This window comes from Acidaminococcus sp. (genome assembly GCF_057597765.1).
Map to the genome: position 1 here is coordinate 200,704 of NZ_DBMBXK010000002.1, position 17,096 is coordinate 217,799.

At 56.4% G+C, this 17,096-nt stretch carries 18 protein-coding genes; 5 read left to right on the plus strand and 13 right to left on the minus strand.

Annotated features, from left to right (window positions below; genetic code table 11):
- Window positions 1-31: 31 nt before the first annotated feature.
- From ACZOF8_RS02145 to ACZOF8_RS02160, 4 genes are all read right to left on the minus strand, one after another.
- Entirely contained in the window at window positions 32-973 is a 942-nt protein-coding gene (locus tag ACZOF8_RS02145; protein WP_154487818.1) for an alpha/beta hydrolase, read from the minus strand.
- A gap of 131 nt (window positions 974-1,104) precedes the next feature.
- Complete coding sequence (locus ACZOF8_RS02150; protein ID WP_154487819.1) at window positions 1,105-2,025, minus strand: AEC family transporter; 921 nt, start codon at window positions 2,023-2,025, stop codon at window positions 1,105-1,107.
- 12 nt (window positions 2,026-2,037) lie between these two features.
- Entirely contained in the window at window positions 2,038-2,868 is an 831-nt protein-coding gene (locus ACZOF8_RS02155) for an oxidoreductase (protein WP_022487456.1), read from the minus strand.
- Between the two features lie 16 nt (window positions 2,869-2,884).
- Entirely contained in the window at window positions 2,885-3,460 is a 576-nt protein-coding gene (locus tag ACZOF8_RS02160) for a GNAT family N-acetyltransferase (RefSeq protein ID WP_022487457.1), read from the minus strand.
- Between the two features lie 173 nt (window positions 3,461-3,633).
- Between ACZOF8_RS02160 and ACZOF8_RS02165 the strand changes: the two genes are divergently transcribed.
- Complete coding sequence (locus ACZOF8_RS02165) at window positions 3,634-4,464, plus strand: 4Fe-4S binding protein (RefSeq protein ID WP_022487458.1); 831 nt, start codon at window positions 3,634-3,636, stop codon at window positions 4,462-4,464.
- Between the two features lie 74 nt (window positions 4,465-4,538).
- Here the strand turns inward: ACZOF8_RS02165 and ACZOF8_RS02170 are convergent, their stop codons facing one another.
- On the minus strand, window positions 4,539-5,069 hold the full coding sequence (locus ACZOF8_RS02170) for a nitroreductase (protein WP_022487459.1): 531 nt from the start codon (window positions 5,067-5,069) through the stop codon (window positions 4,539-4,541).
- A gap of 176 nt (window positions 5,070-5,245) precedes the next feature.
- Between ACZOF8_RS02170 and ACZOF8_RS02175 the strand changes: the two genes are divergently transcribed.
- Complete coding sequence (locus ACZOF8_RS02175) at window positions 5,246-6,145, plus strand: hypothetical protein (protein WP_022487460.1); 900 nt, start codon at window positions 5,246-5,248, stop codon at window positions 6,143-6,145.
- 44 nt (window positions 6,146-6,189) lie between these two features.
- Here ACZOF8_RS02175 and ACZOF8_RS02180 read toward each other — a convergent pair whose 3' ends face one another.
- The 3 genes from ACZOF8_RS02180 to ACZOF8_RS02190 are packed head-to-tail and all read right to left on the minus strand — an operon-like array spanning window position 6,190 to window position 8,916.
- Window positions 6,190-7,410: a dicarboxylate/amino acid:cation symporter gene (locus ACZOF8_RS02180; RefSeq protein WP_022487461.1), complete on the minus strand. Its 1,221-nt coding sequence runs from the start codon at window positions 7,408-7,410 to the stop codon at window positions 6,190-6,192.
- A 30-nt stretch (window positions 7,411-7,440) separates the two neighbouring features.
- Window positions 7,441-8,601 carry a UxaA family hydrolase gene (locus tag ACZOF8_RS02185; RefSeq protein WP_022487462.1) on the minus strand — a complete coding sequence of 387 codons (1,161 nt, stop codon included), beginning with the start codon at window positions 8,599-8,601 and terminating at the stop codon, window positions 7,441-7,443.
- A gap of 12 nt (window positions 8,602-8,613) precedes the next feature.
- Window positions 8,614-8,916: a UxaA family hydrolase gene (locus tag ACZOF8_RS02190; protein WP_022487463.1), complete on the minus strand. Its 303-nt coding sequence runs from the start codon at window positions 8,914-8,916 to the stop codon at window positions 8,614-8,616.
- Window positions 8,917-9,040: 124 nt separating this feature from the next.
- On the opposite strand from ACZOF8_RS02190, the gene ACZOF8_RS02195 reads away from it, so the two are divergent.
- On the plus strand, window positions 9,041-9,973 hold the full coding sequence (locus tag ACZOF8_RS02195; protein ID WP_487426513.1) for a LysR family transcriptional regulator: 933 nt from the start codon (window positions 9,041-9,043) through the stop codon (window positions 9,971-9,973).
- 98 nt (window positions 9,974-10,071) lie between these two features.
- On the opposite strand, the gene ACZOF8_RS02200 is transcribed toward ACZOF8_RS02195, so the two are convergent.
- Genes ACZOF8_RS02200 through ACZOF8_RS02210 form a run of 3 tightly spaced genes read right to left on the minus strand, consistent with a single transcriptional unit; the run spans window position 10,072 to window position 13,724 of the window.
- The gene (locus tag ACZOF8_RS02200; protein WP_154487820.1) at window positions 10,072-11,556 is read right to left on the minus strand and encodes an aminoacyl-histidine dipeptidase; all 1,485 of its coding nucleotides are present in this window, start codon (window positions 11,554-11,556) and stop codon (window positions 10,072-10,074) included.
- 12 nt (window positions 11,557-11,568) lie between these two features.
- Complete coding sequence (locus ACZOF8_RS02205) at window positions 11,569-12,978, minus strand: YfcC family protein (RefSeq protein WP_022487466.1); 1,410 nt, start codon at window positions 12,976-12,978, stop codon at window positions 11,569-11,571.
- A gap of 17 nt (window positions 12,979-12,995) precedes the next feature.
- Entirely contained in the window at window positions 12,996-13,724 is a 729-nt protein-coding gene (locus ACZOF8_RS02210; protein WP_154487821.1) for a TetR/AcrR family transcriptional regulator, read from the minus strand.
- A 169-nt stretch (window positions 13,725-13,893) separates the two neighbouring features.
- Here ACZOF8_RS02210 and ACZOF8_RS02215 point away from each other — a divergent pair, with 169 nt between their 5' ends.
- A complete protein-coding gene (locus tag ACZOF8_RS02215) occupies window positions 13,894-14,736 on the plus strand; it encodes a DMT family transporter (RefSeq protein ID WP_487426514.1) in 843 nt (280 codons plus the stop codon).
- A gap of 25 nt (window positions 14,737-14,761) precedes the next feature.
- On the opposite strand, the gene ACZOF8_RS02220 is transcribed toward ACZOF8_RS02215, so the two are convergent.
- Both ACZOF8_RS02220 and murI read right to left on the minus strand, forming a co-directional pair.
- Window positions 14,762-15,274: a transcription repressor NadR gene (locus tag ACZOF8_RS02220; RefSeq protein ID WP_022487580.1), complete on the minus strand. Its 513-nt coding sequence runs from the start codon at window positions 15,272-15,274 to the stop codon at window positions 14,762-14,764.
- Between the two features lie 142 nt (window positions 15,275-15,416).
- Entirely contained in the window at window positions 15,417-16,253 is an 837-nt protein-coding gene (gene murI / locus ACZOF8_RS02225; RefSeq protein WP_118287216.1) for a glutamate racemase, read from the minus strand.
- 284 nt (window positions 16,254-16,537) lie between these two features.
- On the opposite strand from murI, the gene ACZOF8_RS02230 reads away from it, so the two are divergent.
- A complete protein-coding gene (locus tag ACZOF8_RS02230; protein WP_022487582.1) occupies window positions 16,538-16,873 on the plus strand; it encodes a DUF3870 domain-containing protein in 336 nt (111 codons plus the stop codon).
- Window positions 16,874-17,096 lie beyond the last annotated feature (223 nt).

The window sequence follows — 17,096 nt, forward strand, 5'->3', positions numbered from 1 at the left end:
AATGAAGAATCATTTTTTCACAGCCCATTTTTTACAAGCTCTCCAAAAAGCTCCCCACCGCCTGGGCATATCCTTCCGGATTGTCCACGATTTCGTTGGCGTGGCCGGATCCTTCGAAATAGACCAGCTTTTTATGGGGACTGGTGCACCGGTCCATCAGTTCTTCCGCAATGTGAGGGGGAATCAGCCGGTCCACATCTCCGTGTAGGAACAGTACCGGAGCGGTCATCCGCTGGACGCAGGAAGCCGGGTCCACATCCCGGAGGGTCTTCCGGGTATGGTAGTACATGGAAGCCTGGAAAAAGGGATCCAGCACTTCCATGCCGGTAAGGATCCGCTGGTCCTCCGTATAGTTCATGAGCTTTTCCCGGCCCAGTTCCAGTACATTGCCATAGGAACTGTCTGCCACGTAGAAAGCCATGTCCCGGCCCTGAGGGGTGCCGGCATAGATCAGGCTCATGGCGGCACCCAGGGAAATGCCGTGGAACCCGATGGATACCTGAGGATCCTGCTGCCGGAGCAGAGCCACCCAGCTGTCCATGTCTTCCGGATCGTGGATTCCCCAGTCATTGGTATTGCCGCCGCTTTCCCCATGGCCCCGGATATCCGGCATCAGCACATTGTATCCCCGGGCCAGGTAAATCCGGGCATAGGGAACGCACATGGTCCGATTCTGGTACAGACCGTGGAGCAGAATGACGGTTTTATGGCCTCCTGAAGGGCTTTCAATGTAGGTTCCCTGGAGCCGGGTACCGTCCTTGGAGGTGACGGCCACCCGTTCCCAGCCGTATTTCCGTTCCAGCCCATGGATCATGTCCAGGTCATTCCGATGGTTCTCGATGGCCAGCAGTTTGTCCCAGGGCTGGGTGAACAGCTGGGTGTACGCGGCATTCCCGGCATAGAATCCGGCTCCCAGCAGGAGCAGCAGGGTCAGGAACACCAGATATTTGATGAAATTCCAAAGGAAACGCATACCTTCTTCGCCTTTCTGTGATGCATAGAATACTGACTATACATCATAATCCCAAGATGCAGAATAAATAAGGCAGAAAAGAGGCAAAAGGATGAACAAAGGTGCTGTTGCGCATGCAACAGCACCTTGTCTCACGGCTCCGGCAGCACCATGCACCAGAACAGGATGGTGAACATACTGAGCAGCGTGGACAGTACCGTCAGCTTGGTGGCAAAGGGGGCGTCGCTGCCATACCGGGCGGCGAAAATGGCGGTAGTGGCTCCGGCAGGCATGCCGGTCATGAGGACCGCGATCCCGGTGGCCACCGGATCCAGCTCCAGTGCGGCACTGACTCCCCAGGCCAGCCCGGGCAGCAGGATCAGCCGCAGGATGCTGTAGAGGATGCTGTCCCGGTTGAAAATGGTCAAAAGCGGCACATCCGCCAGGATGGTCCCCACGATGAACATGGTAATGGCCGCATTGCAGCCCCCGATGTACCGGATGGTCATGTCCAGAAAAGCCGGAGGCCGCCACTGGGTCAGGATCAATACGATCCCGATGTACACAGCGATCAGACAGGGATGGGTCAGGACCTTTTTCAGCACTTCCTTCCGGCTTTCCTGCCGGGCCATGAAATATCCGGTGCCCACGGACCACATGACCAGCCGCAGAGGGATCAGGAACACAGAGGCATAGAACAGCCCCAGGTCCCCATAGACCCCTTCCGCCACCGGATAGCCCAGAAAGCCGCTGTTGGACACCAGGGTGCCGTACTGGAGCACCTTTTTCCGGGTATCCGGATACCGGTTGAACAGGAAATGGTTCAGGATCATGAAGAGCACCTGGAGCACAGCCCCTGCCCCCAGGATCCGGCCGCAGGTCAGGAAGATATTTCCTTCAAAGGGCATGAGACAGGATTTGATGATGTTGCAGGGAATGATCACATAGACGCACACATCGGTGAGACACCGTTTCCCCGGTTCATCCACAATATTCTTTTTCCGCAGGTACAGACCAATGAGAATCAGCAGGAAGAGAGACAGCTGGAGATTCCCCAGTCGATAAATATCCATGGCACCGCCTCCCTAGGACAGTTTTTTCATGACCCACCGGGCCGCCATGTCATACAGTCCGGTAGGCAGCAAGGTATGGGCCAAAAGCAGCAGCCAGGCACCCTTGCCGCACAGATACCGGGCCTGGGGCTGGGAGGCGTTGGCCGCCAGGAAAATGGTTTTGGCCACATCCTGGGGGGTGTTCAGCCACTTTTGGTCGTAGAGCCGATGGAGTCCCCGGGCCATTTTCTCTCCCCAGGCCCTGCAGGCTCCCTGCCGGGACACCTCTGCCAGATGGTCAGCGGCAATGTGGCCCCAGGCCGTCCGCACCAGCCCCGGTTCCACAATGCTCACCTGGATTCCCTGGCCGGCGGTTTCCATCCGCAGGGCATCACTGAGGGCTTCCAGAGCATATTTGCTGGCATGATACCAGCCCCCGAAAGGTCCTGTGACCCGTCCGGCAATGGACGAAACCATGATCACCCGTCCCTGGTGCTGCCGGCGGAAAAGCGGCAGCACCATCCGGGTGAGCCGGATGGCCCCGAACACGTTCACTTCCATCTGATGCCGGGCCTCCGCCAGGGGCACGTCCTCCACCGCTCCATAGGATCCGTAGCCGGCATTGTTGATCAGGATGTCCAGGGTCCCGTGCTGGTTCAGGATCTGCTGGAGGGCGTTCTGGCAGGAATAGTCTTTGGTCACGTCCAGCACCAGGGGGATGACCCCGTATTTGGACAGTTCCTGGAGTTTGTCCAGGCGCCGGGCTGCCCCGTACACCACATGGCCGGTCCGGGCCATAAGGATGGCGGTTTCCCGGCCGATGCCGCTGCTGGCCCCGGTGACCAGCACCACCTGCTGTTCCATGGTTCCCCCTCCCTTTCTATTCCCCGGCCTGGACTTCCGGATAGGGCCGGACAGCCGGCTGGTTCTTCCCGTGTTCCCCGATGTTCTTCCCCATCCAGATCATATGGTACCAGCGGTTGAACTTGTAGCCGCAGTTTTTGAAGAGCCCCACCGGTTCAAACCCCAGATGGGCATGGAACTGGGCGCTGTTGAAGTCCAGGTATTCGTCCGGCTGTTCCGGATAGCCGATACAGGCGTACACATCCAGGATCCCCATTTTTTTCAGGGCTTCCAGAAGGGCGCCGTAGAGTTTCTTTCCCAGTCCCTTTTTCCGAAGATGGCAGTCCACATAGATGCTCAGTTCCGCGGACCAGTCATAGGCCGGACGGCCCACAAAGGGTCCGGCATAGGCGTACCCCAGCACCCGGCCATCCTCCACCGCCACAAAATAGGGATAGCGTTCCTGGGTATGGGCGATCCGCCGCCGGAATTCCTCCACACTGGGCACCTGGTATTCAAAGGTGATCACCGTGCTTTCCACATAGGGTGCATAAACAGAACGGATGGCCGCTGCGTCCTCCGCCGTGGCCTCCCGGATCATCAGTTCACTCATGGGTATTCCCCCTGTCTTTGGTAGGTTTGCTGTTTTTATTATAGGCCATTTCCGGGACCGGTAGCAAATTTTTTGAAAGGAAGGCCCTGGCACTGGCTTTTCTCCTGAAAATAAGGTATGATAAAAAGAAAATCCATTGGCTGAAAATTCAGTTCTTTAGGGAGGTCTTGTTCTTGATTACCCATATTGCCGCCATTTCTTTTAGTCCCACCGGTCAGACGGAAGCCCTGGTCCGGGAATTCGGGGAACAGCTGGCCCGCCGTTTCCATGCAGAAGGGGTCACCCTGTCCCATCATTCCTTCACCCTGCCCCAGGATCAGCAGACTCTCCATACCTTCGGTCCCGCCACCCTGGTGATCTTCGGGATGCCCACCTATGCCGGCCGGATTCCCAACAAGGCCCTGCCCTTTGTCCAGCAGCTGTTTTCCGGAGATCCGGAAAACAAGACCCCGGCTGTGGCCCTGGTGACCTTCGGCAACCGGAGTTACGACAGCTCTCTGACGGAACTTCGGGATGAACTGGAAAAGAAGGATTTCCGGGTGTTCGCTGCCGGTGCCTTTGCCGCTCCCCACGCCTTTGCCGCCATCGGCCGGGATCATCCCACGGTTCAGGACAAAGAAAAATTCCAGGAACTGCTGGACCGGGTGGAAGGAAAACTCCGGAGCGGAGAGCCTCTGGAAAGAGTGAGCATCAACGGAGACGCCCCGGTGGCCCCCTACTACATCCCTCTGGGAGAAGACGGCCAGCCTGCCAAGTTCCTGAAAGCCAAGCCCCAAACGGACCTGACCAAATGCGATCACTGCGGCAAATGCGCCCAGGTGTGTCCCATGGGGTCCATCAATCCGGAAAACACCGATGAAGTCCCCGGCATCTGCATCAAATGTCAGGCCTGCATCAAATACTGTCCCAAAGGGGCCAAATATTTCGACGATCCCCGCTTTCTCTCCCACAAAGCCATGCTGGAGAAGAATTACCAGAGGACGGCGGAATCGGAAGTATTTTAAAAGGGGTGCTGCTGACGCAGCACCCCTTTTGTCGCGACCCGCGACCGGAGCATTTTGCCTCTGCAATATGCTCCTTATTTCATCCAATACACCCGATGTTCCTTCCGCAGGGGAGCGATGGGGATATCTCCCTTTACATAGCCCACTGCGCAGTGGCCGATGCCTTCCCATTCGCCGGTGATACCCAGGGTTTTCAGCAGGGCTTTGCCTTCCGGCCGTTCGAATTCTTCCTTGGCCCGATGGATCCAGCAGCTGCCCAGGCCCAGAGAATGGGCGGCCAGCATCAGATTCCCCATGACCAGGGACCCGTCATACACTTCCGTGGGCTTCGTCTTGTCCGCCAGTACGATGAGCACGGCCGGTGCCCCGTAAAAAGGATCGAAATCCGGAGCCCAGCCGCCGATTTCACAGTTCAGCCGGCTCAGCCGCTTCACCATGGCCGGGTTGGTAATGGCCAGGATGATGGTATCCTGGCTGCCTCTGCCACTGGGGGCATAGAGTCCTGCCTTGATGATTTCCTGAAGATCGGTTTCCGGCACCGGGTCCGGTTTGAAACTGCGGATGCTCCTGCGGAGCTGCATGGCTTCCAGTACTTCGTTGTTCATGGTATCCTCTCCTTTTCCAGTTATCTGCTGTCATGATACCATATCCCCCGGCCCTCGCACCGGTTCTTCCCGAAAAGTTCAAAACTTTTTCCTTTGACTTTCCTCCTTGAATGTGACATGCTAAGAGGATAGAATAAGGAACAAACAGACGTTGATCTGAAAAGGAGGCTTTTTTTATGGCATTGTTATCGAAAATCCGTGCGGCAGGCCTGTCCCTGCTGCTGGTGCTTTCCGCCGGCTCCCTGGCCCAGGCTGCTTCTCCCGTAGACAAGGCTGTGGTGAAAGACATGGTCCGTGTCCAGAGCGTCATGGCCAAGGAAAAATACATCCAGTACGAAATGAAGGGCACCCTGTTCAGCCCCATCGGAGTGGGGAACCTGTCCCTTACCGGGAACGGAGTGGAAGAAACAGACAAAAAGAATACCCGGATGGAAAAGCTCAGCGGAGATCTCCACGGCACCGGGGAGCTGACCCTGCTCACCGGCCAGCAGACCGCCAGCCAGCCCATTGACGCCTATTTCTTTGCGGAAAAAGGCCAGCTGACCCAGTACATCAACAGCGGCAAAGGCTGGGCCAAAAGTGTCCGTCCCTACACCCTGCCTCTCCTGCCCAATCCGGACAGCAAAAAAGCCGAAAAGGAACTGCTGGAGTACCTGTCTTCCGCCAAGGTAACCAAGGAAACCAGCCGGGAAAAGACCCTGGAATTCACCCTGGACGGCCAGAAGCTGGCCAATAAGCTGGCCCAGGATCCGGAATTCAAAAAGCAGAAGGATGCAGAACAGATCCAGTCCCTGGTGGCCCAGGTAAAGGACGTGCCCTACACAGTGGTGCTGGATAAAAAGACCTGGCGGATGAAACGGCTGGGCATGGACATGACCCCGGTGCTCCAGACCACCGGCGGTTACATCCTGGATGCCGCCGCCAAGACCAAAAAGATCACCCCGGAGCAGCAGCAGATGTTCACCAGCCTGCTGGGAAGCTCCACCCTGGTCTTCGCCTTCCAGTTCGACTACCAGCAGGGTAAAGACGTGACCCTGCCGGAAGCCGTGGAAAAAGCAGCCAAAACAGCAGAATGAAAGAATAGGGTGCTGCACGCAAGGTACAGCACCCTATTCTTTTTTTATCTTTTCAGCGTTCCTTCCGACTGGGCCACGATGACCGCCGTAGCCGCATCTCCCACGATGTTGGGTACGCAGCGGGCCATGTTCAGGATCCGGTCGATCCCTGCCAAAAGGCCGATGGCTTCCATGGGCAGATTCACCGAACTGAGCACAATGGTCAGCATGACCAGCCCGGACCCGGGAATTCCCGCAGTCCCGATAGAGGCCAGGGTGGCAGTCAGCATGATCATCACCTGCTGGGTAAAGGTCAATTCCACCCCGAAGATCTGGGCCGTGAACACCACAGCAACCGCTTCATAGATGGCCGTCCCGTTCATGTTCATGACGGCGCCGAAGGGAATCACAAAATTGGCGGTTTCCTCATCCACCCCCACTTTCTTTACACAGGCCAGATTCAGGGGGATGGTGGCCACACTGGAACAGGTGGCAAACACAAAGGTCATGGCTTCCTTCATGTTCTTCAGGAATTTCAGGGGACTGACCCGGCCGAATACGCCCACCATCAGAACAGCCTGGACCACCAGCAGATACACCACAGCACACAGATACATAGCCCCGATGGTCTTGATGTAGGGGATCAGGATGGCTGTCCCGTTTTTCCCCACAACGGAGGCCATCAGTCCCAGCACCCCGTAAGGAGTGAATTCCAGAGCCATGTTGGTGATTTCCTTCATCACTTCCTGGCCTGCCCGGCAGCAGTCCAGCAGGGGCTTGCCCTTGTCACCCAGTTTCAGCAGGGCGAAGCCCATGATCAGGGCAAAGAAAATGATCTGGAGCAGATTCTGTTTGGCCAGTGAAGCAAAGATGTTCACCGGGATGATGTTGATCACCGTATCCAGCATGGAAGCCGGTGCCTGTCCCTTGGGCTGAGGAGCTGCCACATTGCTCAGTTCCACCCCGGCACCAATGTTCATCATGTTGCTCACCACCAGCCCCAGGACAATGGCCAATGCCGTGCTGACCAGGAAGATGATGACGGTTTTGATGCCGATCCGTCCCAGCCGTTTGCCGTCTCCCACATCTGCTGCCGCACAGACCAGCAGGGTAAATACCAGAGGAGCCACCACCATGGTCAGCAGATTGGTCAGGATGGTCCCCAGGGGCTTCAGCACTTCGGCCCGGGGTCCCAGGACCAGTCCCAGGACAATCCCCAGGACAAACCCGATCATGATCCGGGTGAAAAGGCTCAGCCGATTCCACGGTTTACAAATAAATCCCATTTTTCATCGCTCTCCTTTTCCCTTTTTCCATCAGACAAACCGGCACACATGATCCACGGCAATATCCGAGAAGCCAAAAGCTTCCGCTTTGGTCATTTTGCCGTTGCACACATCCTGGATCACCTGGAGCATGTCTTTGCCGCATTCCTTGAAGGTTTTTTCGCCCCGGACAATGGCACTTACATCCACATCCATGTTGTCTTCCATTTTCCGGTAGGTCCGTTCATTGCCCGTAACCTTGATGACCGGTACAATGGCATTCCCGGTGGGCGTCCCCCGGCCGGTGGTGAAGATTACCGCATTGCAGCCCCCGGCTACCATGGAGGTTACGGAAGAAATGTCGTACCCTGCCGTATCCATCACAATGGCGCCCTGGCAGGAAGGCCGTGCTGCCTGTTCCAGCACTTCCACAATGGGACGGGTACCGCCTTTGCGGATGCAGCCCAGGCTCTTTTCGTCCAGGGTGGAAAGTCCCCCTGCCTTGTTCCCCGGGGTAGGCTGCCCGGCCCGGCAGTCCTGGCCGGCGGCCATCAGATGGGCCTCATAGTCTTTGCAGATCTGGATGATCTGGTTGTGGATGTGGGGAGTGGCTGCCCGTTTGGCCAGTACATGTTCCGCACCGATCCATTCGATGGATTCGCTCATGATGGTAGAAGCCCCCAGGTCCACCAGCAGGTCACTCAGTTCTCCCACAGCCGGGTTGCTGGCAATGCCGCTGGTGGCATCGGATCCGCCGCATTCGATGCCCAGCAGCAGATTGGAAATGTCACACAGTTCTTTCTGCTGGAGCGCTGCTTCCGCTGCCATTTCCCGGGCCGCCCGGACTGCTTTTTCGATGGTCTTCAGGGTGCCTCCCTCGTCCTGGATGCCAAAAGAAACAACCGGTTTGGAGGTCATCTGCTGGATTTTTTCCTTCAGTTTCAGATGAGGTACGGTTTCACAGCCCAGACCAATGATCACCACCCCGTACACATTGGGGTTGCAGGCAAATCCTGTGAGCACCTTCTGGGACATGGCCGTGTTGGCCGCCACATCGGAGCATCCGGTATTGAAAATGATGTTTACGGCTCCCTTGACCTGGCTGGCTACGATACGGGCCGTTTCACTGCCGCAGGCGCAGGTGGGCAGGATCAGGACATGATTGCGGATCCCGGCTCTTCCTTCTTTTCTCTTATATCCCCAAAATTCCATGATTGTCACTCCTTATTCCTTTACAAATTCCTGTTCATAATCTCTGGGCACACTGAAGATATTTTTGTCAGAGACCCAATGGCCCTTCCCGATGGGTTCCCGGGTCTTTCCCAGCAATTCTCCATATTTGATCACCGAACCATCCTTGGGCAGATCCACCAGGGCGATTTTATGACAGAACGGAATGTCTTCCTTTGCCTCCAGCGTTTCCATTTTTCCATCTTTCTGATAAACCACCTGATCCCCTTTCCGGATTTCGGCCACACAGGTGACCACATTGTCCTGGTCGTCCATCAGCAGTCCATTGATTTTCATACTTTTCCTCCCCTTCGGAATTCCTTGATTTTTCTTATATTTACAATATCATTCTTTTGCTATATAATCCAATTTATCATATATATAATTCTATAAACTAGTTTTATAAGAAGAGGTGGATTCCATGAATGCCGACTATGAATACATCTACACCATTTATCGGGAAGGCAGTTTTACCCGGGCCGCAGAAAAACTGTTTATCACCCAGCCTGCCCTGAGCATCGCCCTGCGGAAGATCGAAGCCCGGATCGGCATGCCTCTGTTCATCCGGAACCGGCGCCCGATACAGCTGACCCCAGCCGGTGTCCTTTATTTGAAAGCCATCCGGAAAATGCAGCACCTGGAAAAAGATCTGGACCGGGAAGTCCAGCAGCTGAAAGATCTCCAGACAGGCAGTCTCACCATCGGAGGGAGCCATTATATCCTTTCTTACAAAATCCCCAACCTGCTGACAGCCTTTGCAGAAACATACCCCAGGATTCAGCTGAAGCTCATTGAAGAAGGTTCTGATGCCCTTCTATCCCTTCTGGAAAGAGAAGACCTGGATCTGACCTTCAGCTGCGATCCAACCATCATCCGGCGCCACAGCCATCACTACCGGGCTTTTCAGGACCAGATCCTGCTGGCTGTGCCCCGTTCCTATCCACTGCCTGATCCGCTGCTGCCCAGTGCCCTGACCTGCCAGGATGTGCTGGAAGGCCGGGCCGGTCAGCCGGACTGCCCCTCCCTCCCTTTGGCCCGATTCCAGGATCTGCCCTTCATCCTTCTGACCCCAGGAAACAACCTCCATCAGCGCTGTCAGATCCTGTTCAGGGAAGCCGGCTTCACTCCCCATGTCAAACTGATGCTTTCCCAGCTGGCCACCGCCTACCGGCTGGCAGAGCATGGACTGGCCGCCACCTTTGTCAGTGATGCCATGGTTTCCCGGGACAGCGAAACCCTTTTGTTCTTCATGCTTTCTGATCGGGACTGCATCCGCACCTTCCATACCCTGCTGCCGGACAGGGAATTTACCCCATACGCAGTCCGGGCCTTTATCCAGTTGCTGGGAAAATAAAAGAAGGGGGTGTGGAAAATCCACACCCCCGGTCGCAGGTTGCGACCAGAGAGGCTGTGAAGAAGTGAATCTTTTCTTTCTTCACAGCCCCTTATTTTTTATGCAATTTGTTCCAGAAGCTTCTTCAAAAACTCATACATCCTGATGGTGCTCTTTACGCTGAGCCTTTCCTGAGGAGAATGGAGGTCCCAGCAGTCGGGGCCCAGGGAGATGGCGTCCAGGTCCGGTTTCTTCTCGATCAGGCATCCGCACTCCAGGCCGGAATGGATGGGAGTGGCGTCCATTTTTTCTCCAAAGGTTTCCTCATACACCTGCTGGACCAGGGGCGTCAGCCGGGAATCCGGATCATGGGGCCAGCCGGGATAGGCGGCGAATTTCTCGCAGGTCCCCCCCACCATCTGGGCCAGGAGATGGATTTTATCCCAGATGTATTCCGCCTTGGACCGGAAGGAGGTGCGGATCTCGTAGACCACCACCAGCCGGTTCTGTTCCCGTTCCAGACGGATTTCTCCCAGGTTGTCGGAGCTTTGGACCACCCCGGGCACGGCGGCATTCATTTCCGAGATTCCGTTGGGAGACAGCACCAGCACCTGGATGAACTTGTCCGTCACTTCCCGGGACACCACCAGTCCGTTGTCCGGTCCCTGGGTCTCTTCCACGGAAATCTTCAGATTGGCAGCCACGGCCTTGTATTCCCGGCGCAGTTCTTCCGCTGCAGCGTTCACCGCCTGGAGGAAGGCTTCTTCCTTGCCCCGGGGCACCAGCACCACCGCTTCCCCATCCCGGGGAATGGCCAGTCGGAAGGTGCCTCCATGAAGGGAAGACAGCCGGAGGGGCATTTCTTTCCGGGCGGACAGGAGCATCCGGATCAGGAAAATATTGGCGTTTCCCCGGCCCCGGTGGATGTCTTCCCCTGAATGGCCTCCCTGGAGCCCTTCCACCTTCAGATGGAAGAACCGGGCCCCTTCCGGCACCGCTTCCCAGGTCACCGGCAGGTGGAAGTTCACCCCGAAGCCTCCGCAGCTGCCGGTTACCGAATGGCGTTCCACCGCATTGTCGATGTTCACCAGGTAATGGGACCGGAAATCACTGGCGTCCACATTCTGGGCCCCGCTAAGGTCTTCTTCCTCGGCGGTGGTCAGCAGCACTTCCAGTTCCGGATGGGCAAAGGACCCGTCTTCCAAAAGGGCCAGAGCCAGCGCCACCCCGATGCCGTCATCGGCCCCCAGGGTGGTCCGCCCTCCGGTGGACAGGATATCCCCCTCCAGTTCCAGATGGATGGGATCCTGCAGGAAGTCGTGTTCCACCCCCTTTGCCTTCTGGCAGACCATGTCCAGATGGGCCTGGAGCATGACCCCCGGCCGGTTTTCATACCCGGGAGAAGCCGGCTTCCGCAGCAGCACATTGTTCCATTCATCCTGACGGACAGCATAGCCTTTTTCCCGGGCCCACTGGAACAGGGCATCGCTGAGGGCCTTTTCCTTAAAGGAAGGGTGAGGGATCTGGCAGATCCGGGCAAAGTGCCGGAACACCGGATGCCGGAGCAGTTCTTCCAGGCTGCCGAAATTTTCTTTTTCCATCATACTGCCTCCTTGTCAGAACGGACCATAGTGGATCTGGACGGCGATCACCATGAACACCATGGCCACCACGCACCAGATGGCAAAGAGAGGCGCCAGCCAGCGGAACCATTTCCCGAAGGAGATGTGGGCCATGGCACAGGCGGCCACCACTTCCCCACTGGTGGGAGCAAACACGTTGGTAAAGGCATCCCCCATCTGAAAAGCAAGCACAGCCGTCTGCCGGGTGACCCCGATGAGATCCGCCAGCGGGGCAAACAGAGGCATGGTAATGGCCGCCTTGCCGCTGCCGGAAGGCACCAGCACGTTGAACAGATCCTGGACGATGAACATGCCGCAGGCACTGAGAGTGGGCGGCAGCCCGTTCAGCAGGCTGGCCATGTAGTGGATCACCGTATCCATAATGTGGGCGTTCTGCATGATCAGCACCGCCGCGTTGCACATGCCGATGACCAGGTTGGCGAACAGCATGTTGCTGCAGCCGGCCAGGAAAGCATCGGCGATTTCCCCGGAGGACAGGCCCCCGATGATCCCGGCCAGGATCCCGCACACCAGGAACAGCCCGGCCATTTCGTTGATGTAGAAGTCAAATTTCAGTACGCCCAGGACCACGGCACCGATGGTGGCCACAAACAGCACCAGCACCAGTTTGTGCCGGAGGGTGATCACTGGAGTTTCCTGGAGTTTCAGATGGCTGTTGTACAGCAGGTCTTCTTCCCGGACCGTACTCAGTTCCGGATTCTTCCGGACTTTGTTGGCATACCACATCACATAGGGAATGGTTACGATGTTCATCACCACAAACAGCACAGCCCGGAGTCCCATACCGGAAAACATGGGCAGACCGCAAATGCCCTGGGCCACCCCGATGGTAAAGGGGTTGGTCATGGCTCCCGCATAACCCACCGGCGCCGCACAGAACACAATGGCAATGGCGGTGAGGGAATCGAACCCCATGGCCACGGAAACCCCGATCACCAGAGGGGTGAAAGCCAGGAATTCTTCAAAACAGCCGGCAAAGGCGGACAGCAGGCTGAAAAGCACCATGCACACCGGGATCATCATCAGTTCCCGGCCCTTCATCTTTTCCACCACATTGGACAGTCCGGCGTTAATGGCTCCGGTAGCGTCCATAATGGCGAACATGCCCCCGATGATGAACAGGAAAGAAATGATTTCCGCTGCGTTCTGGAGTCCCAGGGTCAGGGACTGGAACAGATAGAAGGGGCTCACCGGCTGTTGCTGGATGTAATGGAAGGTGGCGGGATCCACCACTTCCTTGTTGAGGACGGGGTTCATCACCCGGCTGTATTCCCCGGCCGGGACGATGTAAGAGGCCAGGAAAGCCAGGAACATAATGATGCCCAGAAGGACCATGGGGTTCAGAGCATGGAGCTTGAAGCCTTTTTTCTTTTCTTCCGCCATTTTGTACCACTCCTTTTTCAGACTGTCTGATCACGGTTGCCCCGGGTAGTTTCCCCGGGTCTGGCTGCTGCCAGGACATAGTCGAAAATGTGCAGGAACTGCTTTTCCAGAAGGGGCCGGTCCAGGCTGCTGCCCAAAAGGCAGGCCCGGTGGATGTAGCTTCCATGGAGAGCCACGATGATTTCCAGGGTTTCCGAAGCCCGGTTTCCGGCCACATACCCTTCTTCCACCAGGCTCTTCATCATTACCTGATCCCGTTCCACCAGGGTGCCCCGGACCACCATTTCCCGGACATCCGCCGGCAGTCCCTGGAGTTCTTCCGGGAACAGGTCCAGATAATAGACCTGGATCACATGGCCCAGTTTGGCGTTGTACCGGCCAAAGAACATGTTGTAGAAGATATCCGGGAACCGGAAGGCTCTTTCATTGAAGCACCGGTAGATGGTCCGGTACCGTTCCAGGGCAGTCATCTCCGGTTCCAGGTGCCTGGCCAGGCTCAGCAGGTAATCCCGGAGGAAGCACACCGATCCGAACAGGATCAGTTCGTCCAGGTCCTGGAAATAGTTGTAGAGGGTGGCACTGTTGTACCCGGCCTCGGCGGCGATCCGCCGGATGGTCACTCCGGGGATTCCCTCTTCCTTGAGGATTTTCTCCGTAGCTTCCACGAAATACATCATGTTCCGCTTCTGCCGGAGAGTCAGTTCCTTTCGCTGTTGTTTTTGGGTTTCCTGATTTTGGTTTTCCATATGGGGCAGGGCACCTCCTGACTGCTGATCCTGATTCCCGTTCCGGGAAGATGGTTGACAATTTTTCAGGCCGCTTTTATAATATAGCTGGTTTATAATCATGATTATATTTTAATCGTGATTAAACGTCAAGTACGAATTTTTCCTCATTGGAAAGGAGGGTATCCCCATGCCCCGTCTCCCTGCCCTGTCCGGCAGCGCCCTGGTCCTTCTGGGAGCTGTCTGCTGGAGCCTGAATTCCCCTCTGGTGAAGTATCTGACCCTGGACCCCTTCCTGATCTGCGGACTCCGTTCCCTGATCGCCGGGCTGGTGCTGCTGCCTTTTGTGCGGCCCCGGGAAATCGCCTGGAACCGGTACCTCTTGGCTTATGTCCTGGCCTACTGTGCCCTGTGTCTCAGCGTGATTGTTTCCCTGTCCCTGACTTCCGCCGCCATTGCCATCGGCATGCAGTACACCGCCACCATCTGGCTGTTCCTGCTGTACTGGTTCCAGACCCGGTATTTCAGCCGCCGGGCCTTCCTGCCGGTGGCGGTGATCATGGCCGGGGTCCTGTGCTTCATGCTCTCCGGAGGCAGCGGGGATTCCCATCCTCTGGGGAACCTGATTGCCCTCACGGAAGGGATTTTCTTTGCAGGCATGAGCCTGGCCTCCAAGAAAGCCACCCGGACCAATGCTCTGGGGATCACCGCCATCGGGAACCTGTTCACCGCCCTGGCGGTCTTTCTCCTGTTCCCCACCGCCCGGGCTGCCCTGCCGGCCATGAACGGCCAGGAATGGGGGATGATGCTGATCCTGGGGATGGTCCAGGTGGCCGGGGGCTACGGATTCTTCAACCTGGGAGTCCAGAAAATCCCCGACCGGAAAGCTTCGGTGCTGGCCCTGTGGGAGATGATCCTGGGACCTTTGTGGGTGGCCCTGTTCCTCCACCAGTACCCGGGTCCCATGGTCCTTGCCGGCTTCGCCATCATCCTGGCAGGGATGGTGATGGATGCAAAAGGGGCTGCCGCGTAGGCGGCAGCCCCTTTTGCATTTTCTTTTATTCCACCAGCACCCCCAGTTTCTCCAGGGCTTTGCGGATGGCTTCCATTTCTTCTTCGGTGTTGGTTTCCACCAGATGGGTGTGGATTCCGTTGGACATGGTGGACAGCAGCGGTGCCTTTGTCTCCTTCATCCGCTGGATGTACAGCTGCACGTCTCTCCGGGACCGGAGGTTCAGCTCCCCTTCCATGAAGCCGTATACCTCATGTTCCACAACCACATTGTGGACAACTCCCCCGTTATCCACAATGGCGTTCAGTTCCGCCTCCACCTGGTCCGCCCCATGGCGGCACAGGAAGGATTCCTGCACCCCGTGTTTCCGGAACTCCTGGAGCTGATAGCCCCGCGGGGTGGAAATGATGGGGGTTCCGCTGGCCCGCAGCAGGGCAATGTCTCCTACGATGATCTGACGGCTTACCTGGCATACCCTGGCCATGTCCGTTCCGGTCACCGGTTTGTCGGCTTTTCGGAGCATGGCCAGGATGGTATCCCGCCGTTCTTTGTTTTCCATAATTTTTCACTCCCCGCCTGATAATGATTATTTCATTTCTTTTTACTATATACGAACATTTCTAAAAATTCCACATTCCATCACAATTTATCTTGTTTTGAAAAAATAAGGGATTGTTGCCCAGGCAACAATCCCTTATTTTTCACGCCGTTTTTCCTTCTTTTTCCGGTTGTTCCGGATCTTTTTTCAAATCGATCAGATGGAAGCTGCACTTGCTCAGATCCAGCATCCGGGCCGCCAGCCGCCGTCCCCGTTCCAGGTCGGCGGTAAAGCACACTTCCGCCCGGCCCAGGCCATCCGTCCGTGCCAGCCCCCGTTTTTCCAGGTTTTCCAGAGCATCCTGGGCGGTCCGTTCCGCCGGATCCAGGATGGTCACTTCCGGACCGAATTCCTCTTCGATTTCCTTCCGGACAAAGGGATAATGGGTGCAGGACAGAAGTACCGTATCCACATGATGTTCCCGGAGCTTGTCCGCATATTCGTGGATGGCCGCCTTCAGTTCCGGCGTGCCGAATTTCTCTCCTTCGATCAGCGGCACGAACTTGGGACACCCCTGTCCGAACACCTGGATTTCCGGGCTGATCCGCTGGATTTCCCGTTTGTGGGCCCCGGTGGATACGGTGAAATCCGTGGCAAAAAAGCCCACCCGGTTGTTCTTCGTCACTCCCGGGACCATCCGGGCGCCTTTGGCCATGCCGATCACGTCAAAGGAATGGTTCCCCTTGATCACGTCCAGCCCCAGCACCGTAATGGTATTGCAGGCCACCACCAGCTGTTTGATGTGCCGTTTGTCCAGCCAGTCGGTCATCTCTCCCACAAACCGGGTGATTTCTTCCCGGGGCCGGTTGCCGTAAGGGGTCCGGGCCGTATCCCCGATAAAGATGAAATCTTCGTGGGGCAGCTTGGCCTGGAGCCATTTCAGGACGGTGAGCCCGCCTACGCCGGAATCGATTACGCCAATGGGTTGCTTTGCCTGCATCATGATACTTTACCTCCTGAACTCAAACAAAAAAGGCCTGAACAGACAGTCCCATGGGGAAGGACTGCCGATCCAGGCCTTACAGACGGTCAGAAACAGGGGAAACTGTTCCCAGATCCATAAGGATTTATCCAGTTGTCTTATACTTTCTTCATAACATGTTTAGTATAGCATATTCCCGTCAGCAGTGCAACAGAATTTTGTGAATTTTTCGTCCTGTCATTGACCCCTGCCGGCTTTTTGTGATACCCTAAAATCAATTCATTGCAAAGGAGCTTTCCTCTATGGACAAACACTATCCTTCTGATTCCATTTTTGTCACCGGGGTGGCCAAAGTATCCCGGGAAGATGTGATCAATACCCTGTACGGCACCTTCACCCTGAGCCTAGTAATCCAGCGGAACACCGGCCTGATCCTCCACTGCAGCGCCAACATGATCATGGCGGACACCATCGCCTTTCTCCAAGACATCCTGATCGGGAAAAACCTGCTGAAGGACATGGACCGGATGGTGGAAGAACTCCGCAGCCGGTTTCTGGCCCTGTCCCAGAAGGCGGTGATCGCCGCCCTGAAAGACGCCCAGAACCATTTTTTGACGGTGTATCCGAGGGAGGTGTGAATACCCCCTTCCAGTCACTAGTCAGCAGTCACCAGCCTACAGCCAACGAAAAATTTACAGGCAAATTTTTGAAATGGATAAGCCGAATCCGCAGGGTCGGTTCAAGACTTTTGCCTCTGGCAAAATGTCGCCAGAGCCGCCCGTCTGCAGACACACAGCAAAACACCCCGGACAGCCACTGTCCGGGGTGTTTTGCTGTGCCGTCTGGGCACAAGCTCCGTTT